Raw genomic sequence first — 23,068 nt, 5'->3', positions numbered from 1 at the left:
TTGGAGGTGTGTTTTTTATTAAGAATTTAGAATTTGAGTTAGAAAATTTTATGTTATATTGTACTAGTAAAAATTTATCATCTAAAACCATTAAAGCATATGAGCAAACAGTTAAGTTATTTCTTAGATATTTATACCATGAACATAATATTGATGAAATAGAAGAAGTGAAAACATCACATATAAGAAATTATGTCAAATATCTTCAGGAAAGAGGTAAATATACAGATACTATTAAGATCAAAAATAATAAGTATATCAATAATCCAGAAAATAGGAACGATTATGGAAAACAAATATCTGAAACAACAATAAATAATTATCTAAGAAATATAAAAGTGTTTTTTAGCTTTCTACAAGAAGAAAGAATTATTAGAGTTAATCCTTGTAACAGAATTAAATATTTAAAAACTAAAAGAAAGATGAAAGAAACTATATCACAAGAAGAGTTTAGAACTTTATTAAGAGGTTTTGACTTAACAAAGTATACAGGTTATAGAGATTATATTATAACGATAATTTTATTAGACACAGGAATGAGAATAGGAGAATGTTTATCATTAACTACTGAAGATATAGACATAAAAAACAAAGTGATTCTGATATCTAAAAATGTAAAAGGAAATAAGGAAAGATATGTATACTTATCTTTCAAAATGGCATCTGAATTAAGAAAGTGGATAAATTATAAAGATAGATATATAGAAAGTTATTTATTGTTTCCTACTAATAGAAATACTTTTTTAAAGGTTGGTAACTTTGAAAAGAATTTGAAAAAAGTCGGAAATAGCGTAGGAATCTCTATACATCCTCATCAATTAAGAAATCAGTTCGCTAAACAATATCTTTTAAATGGGGGAGATTTATACACTCTATCACGAATATTGGGGCATAGTTCAGTCAAAATAACAGAACAAGCATATTTAGATTTAACCACAGAAGATATAAAAAAGAAATATTGTAGGCATAGCCCATTAAGTAAGTGGAATATAATAAGTTAGTATTATATTAAATAATAAAGGAGAGATTTAAATGAAAAAAACTATGGAAGATGTGTATGGAATTACAGAAACAGAAGGCAAAGAAAGTATTAAAGAATTTGTAAAAAATATGGGAATTAGAAATTCTGAAGATTGGACTGAATATTTTTATAGGAAATATTTAGAGTTAGATATTCATAAAAAAATGAGATTTTGGTCTATATGTGACGAAGAATCTAGATTAGATATAGTTTTTTACAAGTTAGATTTATTATACTAATTAAAATAGGACTGTATTAGTAAAAATACTAATACAGTCCTATTAAGATAAGTTAATCTTTATAATATAGCTTGTATGAGCTTGATATGGTAGGTTAGGAATGTTTTAAATATATTATAGGAACAAAGAGACATACCTTAAATTTAAGGGTGCTTAGAAGGGCGAGAAATCAGGCAATAAAAAAACAATAGATAAAATCTATTGTTTAACAATTTTATGTTACATTTTCATTACAAAACAAATAATACATTGACAAACCCTATATCCATGATATAATAATTAACGAGGAGGTCTGCGTATGCACAATTATCCATAATCTCACTATTTTCATCTAAATCAAGTTTATCAGAAAAAAACTATAGTGTCAAGTATAAATTTTAAAAAAATACGGGGGGAATACTATTGAATAACAATGTATACATAATGTCTTTAGAAGGAACAGAAATATACGAGCATCAATACAGGAATGATGACAACTACAGTATTAAACAAAAGTATATAGGAATGATCCCTTATAGTTTAGAACTAAGAAAATTAAGGGAAGTTGGATTAAAGGTTGTAGAGAGTAAAAAATATGACAAGTTAATGACTAGGGATTTAATTAATGTAAAGTTTGATTGGAAAGTTAAAAAAGGTGAAAAGGTAATTGAGGGACTAAGGGAGAAAATTGAAAAGCAAGAATTAAAAGAAGAATATAAGGAAAAATTATTAGAATTTATAAAAACAATAAACAGTGAAATAGAAGATGAAAGATGGAATGGTATAAGCAGTAAAAAACTAAGGGAAAAGTTATATACAGAAGGTTTTAAACTTGATTTTGGGAATGGTAAGAAAATTGAATATGTAGTATACAAACGTACTGGTGCAAAAAGTAGAACGGGGCAGGTACTATTTATAAGAAAACAACTAAAAAACAAGATGATAAAGTGGTCGAGATTGGGAATGAATCTAGGTAATAGAAATGATATTGATTATCCTTCATTGCTTGCTTACGAATCTTTGGTTAGTAGTAGTATAGAAGATATTATAAAAATTAATCCTGATAATATTTTAATAGTTGATGATGTGAAGAGCAATTTTAAAATTGATGCTAATGTTGTAAAAACAAATGAACAAGGTATTTTGAAAAGTTTTAGAAATAAAGAGTACATAATGGAAAATGATTTATATGATGGAGAAGGCCTACTTGATAGTAGTTATTTTAAGAGTATAGGTAAAACAGACAAAGGAATGATGCTATTAAGACAACATATGTTTAAAAGTTGTGTCTTTAATACAAATATACAACAGTTTTTAAAAGATCATGCAAATAAAAAAGGAATAGATTTTAATACATATAAAGTTAAAAATATGTTTGGTGAAGAAATGTATGCGAAAGATATACATATGATTATAACTCCTAATTCTTTAAAAGCATTAAAATTCAGTTTTATAAAAGGTAGTAGACCGAAAATGTGGAATCATTGGAAAAAGAAAGTCAAAGAAGATGATAGTATATTTGGTATATGTAAATTCGACAAACAAAGTAAAAGAGGTAAAGACCAAGAAGGAAATATTTTAAATCAAACTAGTTATCAAATGTTAAATAGTATGCCAATATCCTATAATGATATGAAAAAGCTGAGTCAATTAGAGGTTAATTATATAGAAAAATTAAAAAATGATGATAGTACATATATAGAGTTTTTAAAAGATAATGATAATGAAGTAAATAGTAATATGATGTTTGTAGATATTTATAATAGGAATAATAATATAGTTAATACTAAGGTATTTAAAAACAAAAGAAAGAAAGATATACACAATTATATTTCTCATTGCAAGAGGGGGAAGATTAGATTAGTTGGTGATTATTGCACTATAGTTGGCAATCCTGTTAGCTTTCTTTATCATTCTATAGGTGTCGATGATAGTAAGTATAAATTAAAAGAAAATGAAGTGTATACAACATTACATCCATTTGGATTAGAGTATGTGGCATTTAGAAATCCTCATACAAGTCCAAGTAATGTACTAGTAGTCAAGAATAAAAATAACGATTTTATTAGTAAGTATTTTAATTTATCAGAAAACATTATCTGTGTTAATGCCATCGACTTCCCTCTTCAGAGGATACTATCGGGTAGCGATTACGATTCTGACACTTTGATATTGCTTTCTGATAGCATATTGTTAAAAAATGCTAAAAAATGTTTTGGAAAATACAGAGTTTGTGTAAATGAAGTAGACACAGATAGTAGGCAATATATAGTAGATCCAATAAATATGGCTAAAATTGACAATATACTTTCTGAAAGTCAAAGAAATATTGGCACAGTGGTAAATATAGGACAATTCTATATGAGTACATACTGGGATTTAATAAATAATCATACCATAGGTGATAAACTTAATAGATTGCTTGAAGGTATAGACATAACAACTATTTTATCGGAAATTGCAATTGATAGTGCGAAGAGGATGTATGAAGTTGATGTTGATAAACAAATTAGAGAATTAAAGAAAAGTGACTTGATAGAAAAATTAAAACCTATATTTTTTAAATCTGTATCAGAAAACAATAAAAACAAGAACAAATATAAAAAGAAAAGTAAATCAAAAGGCACTAAAAAGAACGAAGATAAGTATGGAATATATAACTGTCCAGTTGATTACTTAAACACGATATTAGATGATATTGATATGGCACAAAGTAGGGAGACAATTAAAATGGAAAAAATGCTTAATTCTCATTCTAACATTAATATTAAAGCTAGACAAAGAGATAAAATACTCTCATATGTTGAAGAAATGGGCAACGGAATCAGAAGTGCGATTGAAAATATTATAGATGAAGATGAAAGATATGAAGAAATTGATAATGTAAAGAAAGAGTATATAGATAAGATTAATAAATTTAAGATCAAAGAGGAAACTATGAGCGATATTGTATTTAGAGTATTTACTAATAAGAAGAAATATAGAATAGGGTTTAAGGATAAAACAGAGCTACTTAACACATTTTATAAACTAGATAAAGAGATGTTTTTAAACATATTTAAGAGCAATAAAAAGAAAGAACTGGAAATTATAAGGGAAAATGTCGAAACTGTGGATAAAGATATACTTGTAAGTTAGGTGTTTTAATACATTAAAATGTTCCCTAATGGTTAGAGGATTAGCTATCCTTTATCCATAGGGATTATTTTTTTGAATAATATCTCTTAAAATTTAAGTATACCATATATGGAAAACTAAAGTCAATACTTTTTATTGAATTAATATAACTTTTCAATAAAATCAATCTTTTATGTAAATATATGTTTTTTAAATAGTGTTTAAAAACTTAAATATTATTTAAAGGATGTATATCCTTTTTCCTTTTGTGAGATGAATTACATCTCCTCAAATAATTATATTGTTGTATATTGTATTTGCCATGATACAATATTCCCCGTTAATGCCCTATCTTTGGGTAGGGCTTTTATTTTTTTTAGTAAACAAAAATTTACTTTTAAGGTGGTGATAGTATTGGATTTTGTAAGAGAAAGATTAATAGAAACTGTGAAAAGCAAAGGTATCAAATATGATTTTATTGCTAAACAAATTGGAGTAGGAAGATCAATGCTATCACAGTTTAAAAATGGTAAAAAAGATTTATCAGAAGAAAAATTGAATAGATTAATAGATTATTTATGGGACTAGAGATAGTCCTATTTTTAATATAAAAAATTAGGGTGCATAGTTGGAACGATTATTCGGGCTAATTATAGCAAACTGAAAGGATGTGTAAATATGGATTGGAAAGAAAACATGACAAAAGAGGATTATGAGAAAGCTATACAAGGAGCAGAGGACAGAGTTAGGACTCAACTGTATAGCGAGAAAATCAAACCTTTAGAAACTGAATTAGAAGGTCTTAAACCTAGTCAAAAATCAGAAAAAGAACTTGAACTAGAGAAGAAAGAAAAAGAGTTACTTGCAAAGGAAAATCAATTCAAAGTAAGGGATACTTTAGAAAAGCATAACTTACCAAAAGATTTAGGCAAGTATATCAATATTAGTGATGAATTAGATATTGAAGATGTAGGAAAAGAGCTAGGAGAAATAATCAATAATTTTGTATTAGATAGTTCTTATAAACCTGAAAAGAAAGTTAATAAAGGTGATGCTATATCTAAAGAAGATTTTAAGAAAATGAACTATACACAAAGATTAGAATTATATGATAGTAATCCTGATTTATATAAAAAGTTAAGTAACTAAGAGTATTTAGAATAGTTTTCTAGGTACTCTTTTTACATAGATAACAAAAACGGAAAGGTGTGATTACATATGACATTAATTAAAAAAGATATTTACGCAGGTCTTGTCAGAGAAAAATTTGATGGCAAGGTTAAAATCTTACAATTAGCCGATGATATGGGTAACTTAGAAGGTATGGGGCAAGGTGAGAAAATAACTTTCCCCAAATGGTCTTTGATAGGCGATCCTAATGAAATGGCAAAGGGAGATCAAATTTCTACAGAAGAATTACAACAAACAGAGCAATCTGTGTTAATCAAACAGGTAGGTAAGGGAGTTAGATGTTATGATTCTTCGAATAAAACTAGTATAGGAAATCAATTAGAAGAAGGTGCATCTCAAACTTCAATAGTTATGGCTAGAAAACTCGATGCAGATTTGATAGAAGTTGCAAAAACAACTCCATTTCAAGCTACTTGTTCTAGTCCTAACGCAATAACTTCAGGAGAAATAGAAAGTGCTTTATTAAACTATGGTGATGAGAGGGACATAGATGAATTTTCAGGTATTGTAGTTAATTCTCTTTTAATACCTTCATTTTATGCTATGCCAGAGTTTACAGATGCACAAAACACAACAACTGTGTCAGGTAATGGACTTATTAGAAATGGTCTTTTAGGTTACTACAGAGGAATACCAGTATTTGTAACAGATAAAGGTACTTATGATTCTACAAATAATGAGTGTATTACTTTTGTTATAAAGAAAAGATCGTTAGGGTATAAGTTTGCAAAAGATTTAGATATAGAGCTTGAAAGAGAAGCATCTTACAAGAGAACTAATATATATGCAGACATGATGTATGCAGTTGCATTAGTTAAAGATGATGGTGTAGTTGTAATTAAATCAACTAATGTATAAGAAGGGTGATTCCCTTCTTTTTTAAGTGACTATTTGTCACAATAATAAATTGAAAGGATGTATATTATGTTACGAGGTTATCAGTTAAAGAGAATGAGAATATTAAAAGGACTTATACAAGACGACATTGCAAAGGAATTAGATGTAAAGAGAAATTATATATCTATGTTAGAGAATGAACAGAGAGAAATACCAGAGGATAAGTATAATAAATGGATTAAATTTTTAAATAGCAAAGAGGCAAGAGCAATAGTAAAAAGAAGAAGTAATAAAAAATCTAATAAATAAAACGTGGAGGTGTAAATTAGAAGGAGAATCATTTAGGGGTAATGGACACAAGGGGTTCTTAAATAAGTAAAATTTAAGGTGTTTGTTGGTTTGCTTGTACTTCAGAGATGGCAAATGCAAAAAGAATTTAAGAACAAATTTAACAAATGGTACGAGGATTTAAGAGATAAGAAATTAATATTAACAAATGATATTGACAGTTTAGCTAGTTGCTATGTATTGAATAGATTGTTTGGATGTAAAGTAAGGGGATTTTACGATTTTAAACAACTAGGATATACTAACTCTTTTGATAGGAAAGGTTTTATAGGTGTAGATATGGATGCAGTAGTTAAAAATGCAACTGTATTCGGTAATCACGTAACTTATTTTAAAAATCCTGATGTAGTATCTCTCAATAAAGATATTACAAGGGCAAATTATACTAATAAGTTTGCAGGATCAACACTTATAACAATACTTTCTCTATATAATATAGATTTAAGTAGTTTTACAGAAGAACAACTTGAAGTATTAATTAGTGTAGATGTAGCTTTTAAGCAATATTATTTTAACAAGGACTTATTCAAATATTATTATAACGATATATTACAATATCCTATATTTACAAAAATAGTAGGAAAACACAATAAACAATACTTTTATAATATTATTAGGAAGTACAATTTACATAAAGATATAAATTTAAAAAATGGATTCTTACATACCGAGATAGACCTTCAAGGTTTGTCTTTTTTATTTGATATAGATTTAACTCTACCAAAAGATAAATTTGAAGTCACTCATAGATTTTTTGATGAAGGTATTAATCTAAGTCCAGGTAATATAAAAATACTTGAAAAAGAAAGAAATAGGATTTTTAGTAGTGCATTAATTTATAAAAATACATTAAAGTATTCGGCATTATAGAAAGGAAGATTAAACATGAATGATAAAATTTATAAAAATGACTATTACATATATCATCTTGAGCAAGTGAATTGGTTACTAGAACAGGGATTAAAACCCCAACGTGTAGGAATAGGAAAGCATGGAGATTATTATGCACTCTTTGAACGTAACCAAGAAACAGAGGATATAATTAATAGATGGAAATTACATAGACGAGCAATACAACAAGGCATACAAGAGTAGGTGTAGGTTATGATAAAGGGATATCAGATAGGCAATTATAATATTGATTTTGAAGATAATAAAATAATAGATATTGATACAGGTGAAATTGTAGAAAATAAAAGTGATATAAAGGATATTTTAAAAGATTTAGATAAACATATCAAAGAAGATAAAGCGGTAGAAAAAGAAGTAAAGAAAATGGTAGGAGAAGAACAAGAAGAAATTATTTATAGCTGGAAAAAGGATTGCCATTTTATAAAAATTTACAGAACTGAACTAAGAGAATATGTGAATACTATAGAGTTAAGCCCTGATTCAAGGGCTTTTTTATTTTCTATAGAGGTATATATCGAGTTTATATCAAACAGAATTGCTTTCAAAGATGGTAAGAGAATTAATAATAAAGATTTAATGAAAATAACAGGACTTAAGAAAAAAGCATTAGTATATGCACTTGATGAATTAGAAGAAAAACATTTTATTAAAAGAGTCGGTGGAACAAGGTCTAGAGAAATATATTGCAATCCTCATTTAATGTGTGCAGGAGATAGAGTATATACCTATACAAAGGAATTATTTAAGGATTATATACCAATTACTCGTTATTAGGTGCAAATAGGAACTTAATAATAGGGATATTAGGTGCATATAGAACCTAATAAAAACCTTAATAAACATTGAAATATAGGTATTTACTCATATTTTTGACCGTAAATTACTTCTTTGTTCTACATAAATAAATTAGGTACATAGTAAACATAAAATTAAAGATTACATAAGCAATCATAAATAATAAATAAAAAAATTAAATTCCCCCTTAGGGGGAAGGGAGGAAAAATCTTTTCTTTTCCGACCTAGGGGGTAATCATTTAAAAGTAGGTGATAGTATGGGTAGATCAGATAACAGAACATTTATGCAAATATTAACGGATATGACAAACTATAAGAAAGCACGTTACATTGTATGGTATTGTACACCAGAAGATGAGAGAGAGGACTTTGAAGATTTAAATAAAAAGGTATTAGGCGATTTGCAGAGGGAGAACGTGGAGAAATGGAGATTAGAGCCAGATGTTAGCAAGGGAATACAATATTATATGAAGTTATTACATACCGAAAAAATGAAGAATATATACGATAAAATGTATCAACAGGCATTAGATGGAGATGTTCAGTCGGCTAAGTATTTAATGGACTTTTCAAAGGACTTCTTCAAGGACATTGAAGGTAAGAATGAATTAGAAAGTATATTAGATAATATAAATTTAGGGATTGAAGAATAATGAAAAAAGCAGATAAATTAAGAAAGGTATTAAGCGATCCTAAACTATACATAGAAAATTTTATGAGTTTACCTAATAAAGATGGTGTAATAGTACCCTTTAAATTAAATACAATGCAACGGGCTATAAATGATGGAATGGATGATTATAATATTATCTTAAAGGCACGACAAGGGGGAGGAAGTGTATTTATAGGTGCATTAGCATTATATTATGCACTTACAACTCCACATACTCATTGTTTAATGGTTAGTCATAGAATAGAGAGTACAAGGTCTATATTTAATAAATTAAAAACTATATACTATACTATTCCTGATGCTATAAAACCTAAACTCAAAAGAAATAATAGACAGGAATTAGCATTTGAGAATGGTAGTAGTATTAATTGTGAAACTATGGGTAAGAAGGATTTAGGCAGAGGATCAAGTTTAAAACTTATACATATATCAGAGTTGGCATTTGTTGGAGATCAAGCAAAAGGACAATTATTATCCTTAGAACAAGCATTAGTACCAAGTGGAAAGATTTTTATTGAATCAACTGCCAATGGTATAGGAAATTTTTATCATCAACTTTATGGTAAAGCAAAGGATGGCGAGAACTCATATAAGCCATTCTTTTTTAATTATCTTGATACTTTAGAAATGTTCAAGAAAGACCATGCAAAGCAAAAGAAAATATATAGGAATATTCATGGTAGAGATTTAACTAAAGATGATTTAACTACAGAAGAATTACATCTATTAGAATTAGATAGTAGATTTAATTTAGATATTCTTACATGGCGTAGAATGAAAATAGCAAATTCAAGCAGAGATCAGTTTGCACAAGAATTTCCCTTTGATGATGTTGAAGCATTCGTTTCAACAGGAAATAATGTATTTGATAGTAAAAAGATACTAGAACGTACAAGATACCTTCCTAAAACAATAAATAATAATAAATTAGGCGACTTATCAAGTAATCTGAAATTTTACTTGAATAGGACGCTTTTTATATGGGAAAAACCTAAGCCCGACACTAGATATTATATAGGTGTAGATAGTGGGGAAGGTATAGGGCAGGACTATTCTGTAATAGAAGTGGTATCTGAAGAAGGAATACAAGTTGCAGAGTTTAGACATAACAAGTTAGCCCCACATACTTTCGCAGAGGTATGCTATCAAATAGGGACTTACTATAATACAGGTTATATGACAATAGAAAAGGCATCCAGTGGACATTCGATTATAACTAAACTCAAATATGACTATAAATATCCAAACCTACATAAACATAAGGATTATGATGCTAGGGGTAGGGCTAAGAAGAAAGTCGGCTTTGTAACTAATGGTAAAACTAAGCCAATTATGGTGGATAGATTAAGGGAATTATTTGAAGAAGGACAGATACTCATTAATAGTAAAATACTGTTAGAAGAAATGAAAGTATTTAAGTCAAAAAATGGGAAAATGGGTGCTATTAGTGGACAACATGATGATACAGTAATGGCAATATGTTTAGCCCTTGAAGGACTTAATACAGGAATTTGGTATAAAGGATAAAATAGGAGGATTGATTAATATGGATATGAGAGATTATTTACAAGAAATATGGGATAAGGTATTTATAGAGTATAAAAACAACAAGATTCAATTAATAAGAGAATACAGAGATAATATTGATTACATGAAGGTATTAAAGATTGTAACATTACTAAATTAGAGGATAATTTACAGGAAATAGATAAAGGAGATAGAGTAGAATATCAAGTGAAAAAACAACCTATATTCTGGGATTATAAATCTTCTATTATACTTGATGATTCTTATCTTTATCATGGAACAGATATTGAGTCGGCAAAGAATATTCTAGGGACTGATAAATTATTAAGTAAGGATATGTTTGATTTAGGTACTAGAAGAAATAATTATTTTAATATTGGTAAGATATTCTTTACGGATAAACTCAAAGAATCTATTAAATATGCGACTAGATGGTCGATTTACCAAAAACATATTATATTTCAGTTAGATTTAAGTAAATTCAAACTTTATAAAAGAGAACATTTACTAGTGAATAGACAGGGAAACTTATTCTTTGTAAATTCTAAGGAAATACCATTAATAGAAAATCTACTTAAAATCTATCTATTAGAAGGTGGAGAAGTAAAAGAAATATCTCTTAATGAACTCAAACAAGAAAAAATTGAATATATTCAAGATGAATTGACAGAAAAAGTAATAAGAGTAAGAAAAGATTTAGTTGAAAAGAGAAGAGAAATGGCTAAATTAGATAAATGGTTTGAGGATATGTATGAATATTATGCTAAGGAAGGTTTTACTAAAGAAGAAATTAATAAAATGTTTAATATTAAAGGGATAGAGAAAGAAGTTGAAAAGCCACGTAGAGAGTTTTCTAACATCTATGAACATTACGACTATCTCAATAATAAAGGATTATACAAAGTGGAGAAGAATAAGGATATTTATATTGTCAGTGGTGGAGATTTAAAAATGAAATCTACAAAAACTATATATCCTTTAGATGGTTTAATTGATAGTCAATACCATGGCACTTCTGTTTGGGCTGCAAAAGAAATATTAAAGAATGGAAATATAGAAAGAATAAATAAGAATATTGATGATGAAAAGTATAATAAGATATTCTTAAGTCCAGATATTAATTACTGTAAAACTTATGGGATAATTGGTGGAATGGATCATACTAAAATAAATTATATAAGCGATGATAAAAACTTTAAACAAGGAGATTATATTATATTTAAAATAAACTTAAATAATCATCAGGTATATAACTATATAACATCACAAGAATATGTTATATGGGGGAAAATATCATCTAATGATATTGAAAATATATATCTTTGTAATGATGGAGAAATCATTAGAGAGTTAAGTAAAGAAGAATTAATTAACTTATAGAAAGGTCTAAAAGACCTTTCTATTTTAATATAGGAGGTTATATTATGAAATTAGATAAATACATACAAGATCATTATAGTAACAATCCTTATTGGTTTGCAGAGGAAATACAACAAGCTCATCATATAGGGAGGATTAGTAAAGTATTAAATAATAAACAATACTTGAATGGAAAGTTACATAAGGTACTAGAACGAGAAGATATAACATATAAAGATAAAGAACTAAAGGTATCTAAGATGATATTACAAACTGCAAAGGCAATTCTAAGGACTCATAATTCTTATATAATGGGTAAGAAGGTTAGTTTAACAGGTACAGATAACATGGTAAAGGAATATAACAAGGTATTCAGAAAAGGTAAGTATAATAGTATTAATTATAAGGTAGTAAAAGACCTTAATCAATATGGAGATATATTTGAATATGTGTATTATAGTAATGGTAAGGGAACAAGTAAACTTATCAGTTCTGAAGATGGATACCCTATATATAGTGATGAAGGGGATTATATCGGCTTTATAGAACATTGGACAGATGCCGTAAGTAGTATATCATATTACATAGTATATAAACCTAATATAGTTGAAAAGTGGACTAATGCATGTGGTAACTATATCTTAGAGGATACTAAAGCAAATATAACAGGTCTACCTATTCATTACATTAATGGACAGAATACCGAGGAAGAAAACTTTGGTAGAAGTTTATTAGAGGATATAAAACCTATATTAGAGAAATTGGAATATCTATTAAATAAAATGGATGATGCTATTACAATATTAAGTTTAAATCCTATTCCTTATGTATCAGGACAAAGGGTTTCAGGTACTATTGATGCAGATGGTATAGGTTATATGATTAATTTAGAAGATGGAGCAGAGTTTAAATATGCAGTTGCCGAGTTAGACAGTAATAGTATTAAGATATTATACAATGCTTTGATAGAGCAGTTGGTTATTATAAGTGGAGTTCCTTCTCATATGTTTGGACAATCTAATATAGCTAATGTATCAGAGGTTAGTTTAAAGATACTATATCAGAATTTAGATGCAATGGCTAGGGAGTTAGAAGTATATCTTAGGGATGGACTAGAAGAAAGATTTGAGAAGTTAGAATTATTATTAAATAAAAAAGGAATTAAGTTTAATGATGATGATTACATTGATATAGAATTTAATTATAATAGACCTATAGATAGTTCTGAAGTGATAGAGCAGTTAAGCAAGCAATATCAAGATGGTGTTATTAGTAGACGTACATATATTGAAAAGAGTCCATTAACTAATAATGTTGACAGTGAGATAAAGAGAATTGAACATGAAAGTAAAGATAGTAAAACTGAAGGTGAATAGGTAGTAGGTATATCATAGTAAAATGTTAGAAATTTATAAAATTATAACATTACTCATGGTGTGGGGTATAGTGTATAAAGATTAGTTAATAAGCAATAGACAAAGGGTATAGAGTGTAGGGATATAGTATAGTGTAACAAAATAGGTATAGTAGTGTATGAAATTAGGACACTTAAAAATCTCTGTTATAGAGTAAATGTCTAAATTAATCCATTTTAAGTAATGTTATACTATATTTTGATGACTTAAAATATACCCTATACAGTTTACATAATACTATAAATATACAAAGGTAGATATAATAATAATTATATCTACCTTTTAAAATGAGTTATAATATACATGATTAACACATTTATAAGGGTTTGACATAAATTATATAGCTTTATTCTAATGTCGCAAAATATTTATTTTGCGACATTAGAATCGATTACCCCTTATTTGGTTGGGTACGGGGAGTAAGTACACTTTTTTTCTACAAACAAAAATTTAAAGTTTCTAATATAATCTCTGTTCATTATTTACTTTAAACTAGATATTAAACCTTTATATTACTACATCTGAGATTCGTATTATATATGTTTAGATTAGGATAGTATCAAAAAAATGTTGAATATTGAAAATTTAATAACAAATATGATAAAATATAGAAAAGAAAAAGGGGGTTGTTTTATGGGTTGGGGTTTTATAATGTTGGGTTTAATTGTATTTCTTTTGTTCCTTTCTTCACCTATTATAGGAATAGTAAGTTTAGTATTATTTATTATTATACTTATTACATACGGGATGGCAACTGACAAAAAAAGAATGGAGAAGATGAAAGAAGAGCAAAGAATTCAAGAAGAGAAAAAGGAAAAAGAAGAACAAAGATTAAAGGTATTAATGGAAAAGTATGAAGTACCCGAAGAGACAAAATCTATTAAGTATAAGCATGGACATCCACTTATTGATAAGAAAAATTTTCATCTCAAAACTTGGGTTACTGAAGATAATTTATGTTTATTCGATAAAACTGAAGGTGGAGTTGGTAAAATAGTAATACCATTAGATGATATAGAATACTTCAACATGAGAGGTGAAGTATATAGAGAAAATAAGATATCTGGTGGTGGTGTTTCTGGTGGTGGCACTTCTGTAGGTGGTGCAGTTGCAGGAGGACTTATAGCAGGTGGTGTTGGTGCAGTTGTCGGAAGTAGAAAAAGTGTGAAAGGCGACCCAATTAAGTCAGAAACAATTACACATGACAATAGAGAGGTGCTTTTAAGAATTAATTTAGATAGCAAAAAATATGATATAATTTTTAATAATAATGCATATCAATCATTAAAAGAATTAATACCTGATAAAGATTATGAGAGTATAAAAAACGATTATTTAATAGATCAAGTAAATAAAAAAGAAAATGATGCCATTGATAAAATAAAAAGATTATCTTTACTCAGAGATGAAGGAATTTTAACAGAAGAAGAATTTAGATTTAAAAAGAAAGAATTATTAGATAAAATAAATTAGGTGGGATATAGTGAACGTATTATCAAATGTACTTTCAGGAACTATTGGAGTAATTGTAGGAGGAATAATAACATACTGGAGCAATTGTATTATACAAAAGAAAAAAATAGTATATGAGTTGCAACAAGAGAATTATATAAAAACTAAAAATCACATTGAAGAAATATCTTATTTACTTGAAAGAATAAAAAACAAAATTGAAATATATCAAAACAAGATTTTTATATTTTATTCGCCAATTATATTTCCATATAATAAGAATGATAAAGATAATATAAATGAGATATTCAATGATTTAAGCGAATATAAAATAAAAATTGACCATATTAAAGGAGAACTAAAAATAAAAATTAACAATTTTCAGTATTATATTGATACTAATGAATTAATACTGTTTAATTACATGGATGATTTTAAAAATTTTATATTTGAAGGTAAAGAGATTATAGAAAAAACAAAAGAAATTAGTAAAGTTAGTATGAATAATATAATTGAATTTAAAAATGAGTATAACTTAAATAATGAATTTTCCAAGAATAGAAGGGAAGATTATGACTATATTCAAGATCTAATAGATAAAAATCATAAGAAAATAAACGAGAGAATAGAAAAAAATATTAAAATAATTAAAAAACAACAAAAAAATATATATGGTAGATACTTTAGTAATAAAAATAAGTAAACTAAAAAATAAAATTTAAAAAAGTTTTTAAATACTGGAATTTACCAGTATTTTTTTATACATAAAATTAAAAAGGAGTTGAGACCATGACAGTATTAGAGCGATTAAAGTTAGAACTTAACAACAAAGAATATTTTACAAATGCAGAGTATAAGGTTTACTTAGAAGAAAATAATCTTGTAGATACAGATGTATATATAAAAATTAGTATGCAAAGGGACTTATTGTATACAGTTACAGATATATTAGAGTCGGTTGCTAATGATGTTGATTTGATGAGAAAGGTAGAAACAGAATTTTCTACAACGAGTGAGGCAATAAGATTTTTAAATGATAGGATAGATAGAATCAGAAATAGAATATTAAATATTCCCGAAACAGAAGAATTAAGTACAAATGTAAGTTTATTATTTACAAGAGGATAATAAGGGGGTGCTATTGTATTCCTTTATTTATTTAAAGGGCTTAAAACTAAAATATAAAGTCCTTATTTTTTTGAAAGAGGTGATTATTTGTTGAATCCATTAAAAAACCAATTCAAACAACATCTTAAAAAGTTTGGTTATAATGCAACATTAAATAATACAGAAACAATAAGGGTATTTATGCAAGAGTTAAAAGATGGTAAATCTTTAACAGATCATAAATATTTATTTGCAGAGTTAAGACAAGTAAAACAAGGCGACTTTATAAACATACTAGGTGTAGATTATATGATTATCCATGAAGAAGAAAGCATTAATAATGTATATAGTAAATACACTATAAGACGTATAAGGTTTGATATTAACTTTATTATAGGTGAAACTGTATATCCTATTCCTGCTATTGTAGATGAGGGTAGTGTTGGATTAGATGAAAATAAATATATTACACTTGGAGAAGGTAAGATTATTATATACATTAAAGAAGATGATATTACAAGTCAAATACCAATAGGAGAAAGGTTTATTAAAATGAAGTCGGCCTGGAAAATAATATCTATTACAAATGCGGAAAAGGGAATATATAAAATCTATGCAGATAAAGATTTATTTGTTCCTAATGATGATAAAGTAAATGAAATAGCCGATGCAGATAGAATAAATATTGATACTTATAGCGTTACTATAACTAATACAACTACTAATTTATATGTAGGTGATACTTTACAAATAAATGTAGATGCTATGAAGAATGATATGCCTGTATCTAATCCCATATTAACATTTAATATTAGTGATAATACTATTGCTACTGTTGATAATACGGGACTTGTAACAGGCGTTTCAGTTGGTAGTGTAGATATAACGGTTGATTATGAAGGTGTTACAGATACTATAGCACTAAATATTGAAGAAGTAGCAACTGGTGGAAGTTATGCTATTGAAATAGTAGGAGATGCAATCTTAAAACAATGGGAAACTAGAACTTATACTGCTAATGTTACAAATGGAGGTGTATCAGTTTCTAAGGGCGTTACATGGGATGTATCTAATGCAAATGTATCAATTAATAGTCAAGATGAAACTTCAATTGAAGTTTATGGTGAAACAAAAGGAACAGTTACAATTACTGCAACTTTAATAGAAGATAATAGTATTATAACAACTAGAGAAATAGAAGTTATAAGTGCATGGTAATATAATCATAACAAATGTTATCATAATTGATAATAAATAATTTTAAAAATAGTTGTATAAATAGAAAAGTATGGTATAATATTTAATATAATAATACCGATAAATAAGAGAGAGTTATACCAATAAAGATGTCATAGAAGGGTATACGATATAATTTAATAAATGTGTAAAAATGAACAATCTTACCGTTCAAAATAATAAAGGAAAACCTACTAATAGTGAATTTATAGCAATGGTTGCTGATAAATTAAGGTTAGAAAGGACTAACTAAACAAAAAGAACAATTGTTCTTTTTGTTTAGTTATATCATAATAAATCTTATCATAATTGATATTAAGAATTATTTAAATAAGAAATTAATTCACCTAAAGTTTGAAATTTAAAAGAATAATATTTGAGTTTTTTGTGTACATCATCAATATTACCAATTAATAATAAATGTTTATCAGTAAATGTTTTATACATATTAATAGCCTCCAAGCTTTACAAATTTGAAAAAATATATATAATATAGTTAAGTATATGTAAGTACCTATAAAATATTCTTATTATTTTAGGAGGTTTTTGATGAGTTATATTGAGAGAACTATGAAATCTGAAAAAGTATATGAAGGGAAAGTATTAAATTTAAGAATAGATACTGTTGAATTACCAGATAAAAAATACTCAAAAAGAGAAATTGTAGAACATCCTGGTGCTGTATGTATTGTTCCTATAACTTCAGATAATAAAATATATTTGGTTAATCAATATAGAAAATCTATTGATAAAGAAATTCTTGAATTACCTGCAGGTAAAATAGAGATTGGAGAAGAACCCAAGGAATGTGCTATTAGAGAATTAAAAGAAGAAACTGGTCTGACAGCTAATAAATATGAATATATGACTGAGTTTTATACTTCACCAGGATTTTGTAATGAGAAAATTCATTTATTTTTTGCTAGAGAATTAGAAGAAGGGATTGCTACTCCAGATATTGATGAATATATTGATGTAAAAACATATTCGTTGGATGAATTACTCCATATGATTCAAATTGGAGAAATAAGTGATGGTAAAACAATTATTGGCATTCAAATGATTAATGCTACATTTGCTAGTAAAAATGAATAAGTAATAAAATCCTCCTTAAAAGCATAATATTTTGTATAGCTTGTATAAAGGAGGATTTTTAATTGTCTAATTTTAAAAATGAATTTATAAAACACTTTAAGAAAAATATTTTTGTTTATTTATCAATTATAATTACAATAATGATAGGAATATCTGCTGGTGTTATTACTATAAAAATAATGTCTGAATCACAAACAAGTGATTTATATAGTTTTTTAAATAATTTTTTTGAGATTATTGAAAATGAAGAAGTACAAAATACTATGTTGCTTAAAGATTCAATTATGAACAATCTTAAGACTACCATTATTATTTGGGTAATGGGTATAATTGTAATAGGACTCCCTATTACTTTTACAATTATTTTATTAAGAGGATTTACAATTGGATTCACAATTGGTTTTATGATTGATAATTTTGGATTTAAAGGTTTTTTATTATCTTTTTTAACTTTAATTCCACCTAATATATTTATAATACCTGGACTTATTATAGTATCTTCTTTATCAACAATTTATAGCATTAATTTCATAAAAAATAGAAAAAAACCACAAAGGGAAAATACATTAAAAGAAATTTTTAGATTTTCATTCTTTGTTTTTTTGTCTTTAATTGCTTTTTTGTTTGCAGGAATAATAGAAGCCTATATTACTCCTTATCTTATTAAAATAATTTTATAATTTTTTAAATAAGGAGTAGATAATTTATGAAATACAATTTTTCAAAAAAAATAAAAATAATACTAATAATATTAATATTATTAGTTACTATTAAAATATTTATAGAAGAATATAAATATATCAACAGTATAAATGAACCACCTCCATCTAATTCTATATTAGTTTTTTCATATAGGTATATAAAGATGAATTCAATATATTATTTTATCAAAATAATATATTTTTATTTTAACATTTAAAATGAAGGATTTTAAATGTTAATGTAGAATATAAAAACAAAGTATTTTAAATCCATTTAAGGAGTATGAAATGAATATATTAACGACAGAATTTATAGACTATATAAAATGGGATAAAGAATTATCTCAAAATACGATAGAATGTTATACAAGAGACCTAAATCAATTTATTAATTATTTAAATGAAAATGATGTGACGGAAGATTTAAAAGAAATTTCACAAACTACTATAATTACATATATGCTTTATTTAGAAAGAAAAGGAAGAGCTTCTTCAACAATATCTCGTAGATTAGCATCTATAAGAGCATTTTATCAATATTTATTAAATAAAAATTTAATTAAAAAAGATCCTACTTTGAACTTGAAATCACCTAAAAAAAATAAAAAAATTCCTGAGACTTTAACTTTAAAAGAAGTTGATATGTTTTTAGAACAGCCAAACATATCAACAACAAAAGGAATAAGAGATAAAGCAATGCTAGAATTGCTTTATGCAACAGGCTTAAAAGTTAGTGAATTATTAAAGTTAAAGATAGAAGATATAGATTTAGATTTAGGATTAGTTATAACATCTAAAGAGTTTACAAATGAAAGAGTAATACCTATTGGTAATATTGCTCTAAATTCATTAAAATTATATTTAAATGAATTTAGAAGAAAGTTCGTAAAAGATAAAGATCAAAATTATTTGTTTTTAAATTACAATGGTAACCCACTAACAAGGCAGGGATTTTGGAAAATAATAAAATATTACAAGAAGAAAGCATCTATAGATAAAAAAATAACTCCTCGTATATTAAGGCATTCATTTGCTTCCCATTTACTTGAAAACGGAGCTGACTTAAAATCTGTACAAACTTTATTAGGACATGCTGATATATCTTCTACTCAAATATATGCCAATACAGATAATAAACGCTTAAATGAAGTTTATAAGAGAGCACATCCAAGAGCATAATATAATAATTACCTTGATTATTAACAATATTATTTAATATTATGGGTAAATATAAAACTAAATAAATTTCATTCTATTTTATATAAAACATAATTCACAGGAGGTATCGAAATAATGGATATGTATGAGATCATAAAGAAAAAAAGAGATGGAAATGAATTAACCAGTGAAGATATCAAATATTTTGTAAAAAATTATACTAAAGGAAATATACCTGATTATCAAGCATCTGCTCTACTTATGGCTATATTTTTTAATAAAATGAATAAAGCTGAAACTTTAAACTTAACTAATGCAATGTTAAAATCAGGGGAGGAAATAGATCTTTCTTCTATTAATGGAATAAAAGTTGATAAACATAGCACAGGAGGAGTAGGTGATAAAACTACTCTTGTATTAGCACCTATGGTTGCTGCATGTAATTTGCCTGTTGCTAAAATGTCTGGAAGGGGATTAGGTCATACTGGAGGTACATTAGATAAATTAGAATCAATTGAAAATTTTTCAATTGATCTTAGTAAAGGTGAATTTATTAAAAATGTAAATGATATCAAACTAGCTGTTGCTGGGCAAACTTCTAATATAGCACCTGCTGATAAAAAATTATATGCATTAAGAGATGTTACTGCCACTGTAGATAATATATCTCTTATTGCTAGTAGTATTATGAGTAAAAAATTAGCCTCAGGTTCTGATGCAATTGTACTTGATGTTAAAGTTGGTAGTGGAGCTTTCATGAAAACATTAGAGGATGCTTTTGAATTAGCAAAAGAAATGGTAGATATAGGCAATGGCATGAATCGAGATACAATGGCCATAATATCTGATATGGATGAACCTTTAGGATATGCAGTAGGTAATGCACTTGAAGTAAAAGAAGCAGTACAAACATTAAAAGGACATGGTCCAGAGGACTTGGTTGAGCTTTGTCTTTCATTAGGTTCTAGATTGCTATTACTAGGTAAAAAAGTTAAAAATCTTGAAGAAGGAAGAAAACTTTTAATGAGCAAAATAGAAGATGGAAGTGCTTTTAATAAATTTAAGCAATTTATTAAAAATCAAGGTGGCAATGTAGAACAAATTGAAAATTTAGATTTACTACCAAAATCAAATAATGTTATGCACTTTAAAGCTAAAAAAACTGGATATATTTCACAAATGAATGCAGAAGAGATTGGTAGATGTGCACTTTTATTAGGAGCTGGGAGAAAGACAATAGAAAGTGAAATAGACATGTCTGCAGGTATAGTACTAAATAAAAAGAAATTTGAAAAAATAAAAAAAGGCGAAATAATTGCATCTTTACATGGAAATGATAAAGATAAACTTAAAGATACATTAAATAGACTTGAAAAAATCATAAAAATTTCATCTGAAAAAATAGGTGAAAAGAAAATAATTTATGGTACAGTTGATAAAGATGGAATTAAAAAGATATAAAACGAAAAACTACTAATACTATTAGTAGTTTTTTTCGTATAATAATAAACTACATGGAAAATATAATTATACGAGGAGGATTTTTATGATTAAAAAAATCTTAAATATATTAGTAATATTATTTATTATAGTATCAGTATTGCCATTTAATATTTATGCTATGGAACCTTTTGAAGTGGATGGAAAAGCTGCTATACTTATGGATTTTAAATCTGGTAAGGTAATATATGAAAAAAATCCTAATAAGAAACTAGAACCTGCTAGTATAACTAAAATTATGGTTTTAATCTTAGCAAGTGAAGCATTAGAAAGTAGAAAAATAAATCTAGATGATCAAGTTTTAATAAGTGAAAATGCTGCTAGTATGGGAGGAAGCCAAGTATATTTAGAGGCAGGAGGAACGAATACAGTAGAAGAACTATTTAAGGCTATTTGTTTAAGGTCTGCAAATGATGCTTCTGTTGCTATGGGTGAATATATTGCAGGAAGTGAAGAGTTATTTTTAGAAATGATGAATAAAAAAGCAAAACAATTAAATATGAAAAATACAAAGTTCAAAAATCTTACTGGTTTGCCAGATGAAGAACATTTAACTACTGCATATGATATTGCTCTTATGGGAAGAGAACTTTTAAAACATGAAATAGTTCATAAATGGCTTTCAATGTGGACTACTTCTATAAAAGTTGGAAAAGATAGAGATGTTACTCAGGATCTTGTTAATACAAATAAACTTATTCGTTTTTATCCTGGTGCAAATGGAATTAAAACTGGATTTACTCAAAAGGCAGGGTATTGTTTAGCTGCTTCAGCAACTAAAGATAATACTACTTTTATAAGTGTAATATTAGGTTCTAAATCTTCAAAAATTAGAAATGAGGATTCAAAAAAATTGCTTGATCACGGATTTTCTAATTATAAATCTATATCCCTTAATAAAAAAGGAGATATAGTGGATAAGATATCAATAGAAAAAGGAAAAAAAGAATATGCAAAAATAAGAGTTAAAGATGATATAGATATACTTATGAAAAAAGATAATGAAAGTGATATAAAGAAAGAAATTAAATTATTAGATACAGTTAAAGCTCCTATAAAGAAAGGTGATAAAGTAGGAGAAATAATTGTAAAATCTGAAGGTGAAATATTGTTAAAGGAAGAATTAATTATTGATACAGACATAAAAAAAGCTAATATTTTAAACATATTAGCTAAATTATTTAAAAATTTAACAACTAAATGATTTGATTATGCTAAATATATTTGTAATTTTAATATATAAATTATAAAATATATTTAGCTTTTTTATTATTAAATATTACATTTTATGAATTAATACATAAATTAACTATTTAATTAGTATTAAATTCTATTTCTAGCATAAATAATATATTAGTTTTCATTTCATTTTTATATGATATAATATTGTACTAGCATCATTTAAC

General features: G+C 26.6%; 26 protein-coding genes. 25 read left to right on the top strand and 1 reads right to left on the bottom strand.

The window, feature by feature from the left end; genetic code table 11:
* Positions 1–8: 8 nt before the first annotated feature.
* The 20 genes from D3Z33_RS07275 to D3Z33_RS07180 all read left to right on the top strand — a co-directional run bounded on the left by D3Z33_RS07275 (position 9) and on the right by D3Z33_RS07180 (position 17,461).
* Positions 9–1,001, top strand: coding sequence for a tyrosine-type recombinase/integrase (locus D3Z33_RS07275; RefSeq protein ID WP_347561229.1), 993 nt, complete (start codon positions 9–11; stop codon positions 999–1,001).
* Positions 1,002–1,032: 31 nt separating this feature from the next.
* Positions 1,033–1,260, top strand: a complete 228-nt coding sequence (locus D3Z33_RS07270; protein WP_160197120.1) for a hypothetical protein — start codon at positions 1,033–1,035, stop codon at positions 1,258–1,260.
* 402 nt (positions 1,261–1,662) lie between these two features.
* On the top strand, positions 1,663–4,377 hold the full coding sequence (locus D3Z33_RS07265) for a hypothetical protein (RefSeq protein WP_160197119.1): 2,715 nt from the start codon (positions 1,663–1,665) through the stop codon (positions 4,375–4,377).
* A gap of 393 nt (positions 4,378–4,770) precedes the next feature.
* On the top strand, positions 4,771–4,944 hold the full coding sequence (locus D3Z33_RS07260) for a helix-turn-helix domain-containing protein (RefSeq protein ID WP_160197118.1): 174 nt from the start codon (positions 4,771–4,773) through the stop codon (positions 4,942–4,944).
* A gap of 90 nt (positions 4,945–5,034) precedes the next feature.
* Positions 5,035–5,505, top strand: a complete 471-nt coding sequence (locus tag D3Z33_RS07255) for a hypothetical protein (RefSeq protein WP_160197117.1) — start codon at positions 5,035–5,037, stop codon at positions 5,503–5,505.
* Between the two features lie 69 nt (positions 5,506–5,574).
* A complete protein-coding gene (locus tag D3Z33_RS07250; RefSeq protein ID WP_160197116.1) occupies positions 5,575–6,405 on the top strand; it encodes a hypothetical protein in 831 nt (276 codons plus the stop codon).
* A 66-nt stretch (positions 6,406–6,471) separates the two neighbouring features.
* On the top strand, positions 6,472–6,693 hold the full coding sequence (locus tag D3Z33_RS07245; protein ID WP_160197115.1) for a helix-turn-helix domain-containing protein: 222 nt from the start codon (positions 6,472–6,474) through the stop codon (positions 6,691–6,693).
* 114 nt (positions 6,694–6,807) lie between these two features.
* On the top strand, positions 6,808–7,602 hold the full coding sequence (locus D3Z33_RS07240; protein ID WP_160197114.1) for a hypothetical protein: 795 nt from the start codon (positions 6,808–6,810) through the stop codon (positions 7,600–7,602).
* 15 nt (positions 7,603–7,617) lie between these two features.
* Complete coding sequence (locus tag D3Z33_RS07235; protein WP_160197113.1) at positions 7,618–7,827, top strand: hypothetical protein; 210 nt, start codon at positions 7,618–7,620, stop codon at positions 7,825–7,827.
* Between the two features lie 9 nt (positions 7,828–7,836).
* Complete coding sequence (locus D3Z33_RS07230) at positions 7,837–8,418, top strand: hypothetical protein (RefSeq protein WP_160197112.1); 582 nt, start codon at positions 7,837–7,839, stop codon at positions 8,416–8,418.
* 278 nt (positions 8,419–8,696) lie between these two features.
* On the top strand, positions 8,697–9,092 hold the full coding sequence (locus D3Z33_RS07225; RefSeq protein ID WP_160197111.1) for a hypothetical protein: 396 nt from the start codon (positions 8,697–8,699) through the stop codon (positions 9,090–9,092).
* On the top strand, positions 9,092–10,639 hold the full coding sequence (locus D3Z33_RS07220) for a hypothetical protein (RefSeq protein ID WP_160197110.1): 1,548 nt from the start codon (positions 9,092–9,094) through the stop codon (positions 10,637–10,639). The genes D3Z33_RS07225 and D3Z33_RS07220 overlap by 1 nt, the downstream gene beginning before the upstream one ends.
* Before the next feature lie 19 nt (positions 10,640–10,658).
* Positions 10,659–10,799 (top strand): hypothetical protein, encoded by a 141-nt coding sequence (locus tag D3Z33_RS07215; RefSeq protein WP_160197109.1) that lies wholly within the window; start codon positions 10,659–10,661, stop codon positions 10,797–10,799.
* A gap of 47 nt (positions 10,800–10,846) precedes the next feature.
* The gene (locus tag D3Z33_RS07210; protein ID WP_160197108.1) at positions 10,847–12,019 is read left to right on the top strand and encodes a hypothetical protein; all 1,173 of its coding nucleotides are present in this window, start codon (positions 10,847–10,849) and stop codon (positions 12,017–12,019) included.
* A gap of 44 nt (positions 12,020–12,063) precedes the next feature.
* Positions 12,064–13,374, top strand: coding sequence for a phage portal protein (locus tag D3Z33_RS07205; RefSeq protein WP_160197107.1), 1,311 nt, complete (start codon positions 12,064–12,066; stop codon positions 13,372–13,374).
* A 672-nt stretch (positions 13,375–14,046) separates the two neighbouring features.
* The gene (locus D3Z33_RS07200) at positions 14,047–14,886 is read left to right on the top strand and encodes an SHOCT domain-containing protein (protein WP_160197106.1); all 840 of its coding nucleotides are present in this window, start codon (positions 14,047–14,049) and stop codon (positions 14,884–14,886) included.
* A 10-nt stretch (positions 14,887–14,896) separates the two neighbouring features.
* A complete protein-coding gene (locus D3Z33_RS07195) occupies positions 14,897–15,568 on the top strand; it encodes a hypothetical protein (RefSeq protein ID WP_160197105.1) in 672 nt (223 codons plus the stop codon).
* A gap of 86 nt (positions 15,569–15,654) precedes the next feature.
* Positions 15,655–15,993 carry a hypothetical protein gene (locus D3Z33_RS07190; protein WP_160197104.1) on the top strand — a complete coding sequence of 113 codons (339 nt, stop codon included), beginning with the start codon at positions 15,655–15,657 and terminating at the stop codon, positions 15,991–15,993.
* 87 nt (positions 15,994–16,080) lie between these two features.
* Positions 16,081–17,190, top strand: a complete 1,110-nt coding sequence (locus tag D3Z33_RS07185) for an Ig-like domain-containing protein (protein WP_160197103.1) — start codon at positions 16,081–16,083, stop codon at positions 17,188–17,190.
* Positions 17,191–17,362: 172 nt separating this feature from the next.
* Positions 17,363–17,461 (top strand): sporulation initiation factor Spo0A C-terminal domain-containing protein, encoded by a 99-nt coding sequence (locus tag D3Z33_RS07180; protein ID WP_347561228.1) that lies wholly within the window; start codon positions 17,363–17,365, stop codon positions 17,459–17,461.
* Positions 17,462–17,523: 62 nt separating this feature from the next.
* Here the strand turns inward: D3Z33_RS07180 and D3Z33_RS16935 are convergent, their stop codons facing one another.
* Positions 17,524–17,655 carry a hypothetical protein gene (locus D3Z33_RS16935; protein WP_279279072.1) on the bottom strand — a complete coding sequence of 44 codons (132 nt, stop codon included), beginning with the start codon at positions 17,653–17,655 and terminating at the stop codon, positions 17,524–17,526.
* A 102-nt stretch (positions 17,656–17,757) separates the two neighbouring features.
* Between D3Z33_RS16935 and D3Z33_RS07175 the strand changes: the two genes are divergently transcribed.
* From D3Z33_RS07175 to D3Z33_RS07155, 5 genes are all read left to right on the top strand, one after another.
* Positions 17,758–18,303, top strand: a complete 546-nt coding sequence (locus D3Z33_RS07175) for an NUDIX hydrolase (protein ID WP_160197102.1) — start codon at positions 17,758–17,760, stop codon at positions 18,301–18,303.
* Between the two features lie 62 nt (positions 18,304–18,365).
* On the top strand, positions 18,366–18,983 hold the full coding sequence (spoIIM, locus tag D3Z33_RS07170; RefSeq protein WP_160197101.1) for a stage II sporulation protein M: 618 nt from the start codon (positions 18,366–18,368) through the stop codon (positions 18,981–18,983).
* A gap of 309 nt (positions 18,984–19,292) precedes the next feature.
* A complete protein-coding gene (gene xerD / locus D3Z33_RS07165) occupies positions 19,293–20,183 on the top strand; it encodes a site-specific tyrosine recombinase XerD (RefSeq protein ID WP_160197100.1) in 891 nt (296 codons plus the stop codon).
* A 114-nt stretch (positions 20,184–20,297) separates the two neighbouring features.
* Positions 20,298–21,623, top strand: coding sequence for a pyrimidine-nucleoside phosphorylase (locus tag D3Z33_RS07160; RefSeq protein WP_160197099.1), 1,326 nt, complete (start codon positions 20,298–20,300; stop codon positions 21,621–21,623).
* A gap of 85 nt (positions 21,624–21,708) precedes the next feature.
* Entirely contained in the window at positions 21,709–22,866 is a 1,158-nt protein-coding gene (locus D3Z33_RS07155; protein WP_160197098.1) for a D-alanyl-D-alanine carboxypeptidase family protein, read from the top strand.
* Positions 22,867–23,068 lie beyond the last annotated feature (202 nt).

Source organism: Senegalia massiliensis, assembly GCF_009911265.1.
In the GTDB taxonomy this organism is placed as follows: Bacteria; Bacillota; Clostridia; order Tissierellales; family SIT17; genus Anaeromonas; species Anaeromonas massiliensis_A.
Note: the sequence above shows the minus strand (reverse complement) of the source record. Positions and strands in the feature narration are given on the sequence as shown.

Bases quoted from the DNA above. Each gene is read 5' to 3' on its own strand.
- D3Z33_RS07200 (WP_160197106.1), top strand. From the start codon at position 14,047: ATGGGTTGGGGTTTTATAATGTTGGGTTTAATTGTATTTCTTTTGTTC.
- D3Z33_RS07225 (WP_160197111.1), top strand. From the start codon at position 8,697: ATGGGTAGATCAGATAACAGAACATTTATGCAAATATTAACGGATATG.
- D3Z33_RS07245 (WP_160197115.1), top strand. From the start codon at position 6,472: ATGTTACGAGGTTATCAGTTAAAGAGAATGAGAATATTAAAAGGACTT.
- D3Z33_RS07160 (WP_160197099.1), top strand. From the start codon at position 20,298: ATGGATATGTATGAGATCATAAAGAAAAAAAGAGATGGAAATGAATTA.
- D3Z33_RS07155 (WP_160197098.1), top strand. From the start codon at position 21,709: ATGATTAAAAAAATCTTAAATATATTAGTAATATTATTTATTATAGTA.
- D3Z33_RS07175 (WP_160197102.1), top strand. From the start codon at position 17,758: ATGAGTTATATTGAGAGAACTATGAAATCTGAAAAAGTATATGAAGGG.
- D3Z33_RS07235 (WP_160197113.1), top strand. From the start codon at position 7,618: ATGAATGATAAAATTTATAAAAATGACTATTACATATATCATCTTGAG.
- xerD (WP_160197100.1), top strand. From the start codon at position 19,293: ATGAATATATTAACGACAGAATTTATAGACTATATAAAATGGGATAAA.
- D3Z33_RS07205 (WP_160197107.1), top strand. From the start codon at position 12,064: ATGAAATTAGATAAATACATACAAGATCATTATAGTAACAATCCTTAT.
- D3Z33_RS07250 (WP_160197116.1), top strand. From the start codon at position 5,575: ATGACATTAATTAAAAAAGATATTTACGCAGGTCTTGTCAGAGAAAAA.
- D3Z33_RS07180 (WP_347561228.1), top strand. From the start codon at position 17,363: ATGAACAATCTTACCGTTCAAAATAATAAAGGAAAACCTACTAATAGT.
- D3Z33_RS07255 (WP_160197117.1), top strand. From the start codon at position 5,035: ATGGATTGGAAAGAAAACATGACAAAAGAGGATTATGAGAAAGCTATA.
- D3Z33_RS07240 (WP_160197114.1), top strand. From the start codon at position 6,808: ATGCAAAAAGAATTTAAGAACAAATTTAACAAATGGTACGAGGATTTA.
- D3Z33_RS07230 (WP_160197112.1), top strand. From the start codon at position 7,837: ATGATAAAGGGATATCAGATAGGCAATTATAATATTGATTTTGAAGAT.
- D3Z33_RS07270 (WP_160197120.1), top strand. From the start codon at position 1,033: ATGAAAAAAACTATGGAAGATGTGTATGGAATTACAGAAACAGAAGGC.
- D3Z33_RS07215 (WP_160197109.1), top strand. From the start codon at position 10,659: ATGGATATGAGAGATTATTTACAAGAAATATGGGATAAGGTATTTATA.
- D3Z33_RS07220 (WP_160197110.1), top strand. From the start codon at position 9,092: ATGAAAAAAGCAGATAAATTAAGAAAGGTATTAAGCGATCCTAAACTA.
- D3Z33_RS07190 (WP_160197104.1), top strand. From the start codon at position 15,655: ATGACAGTATTAGAGCGATTAAAGTTAGAACTTAACAACAAAGAATAT.
- D3Z33_RS16935 (WP_279279072.1), bottom strand. From the start codon at position 17,655: ATGTATAAAACATTTACTGATAAACATTTATTATTAATTGGTAATATT.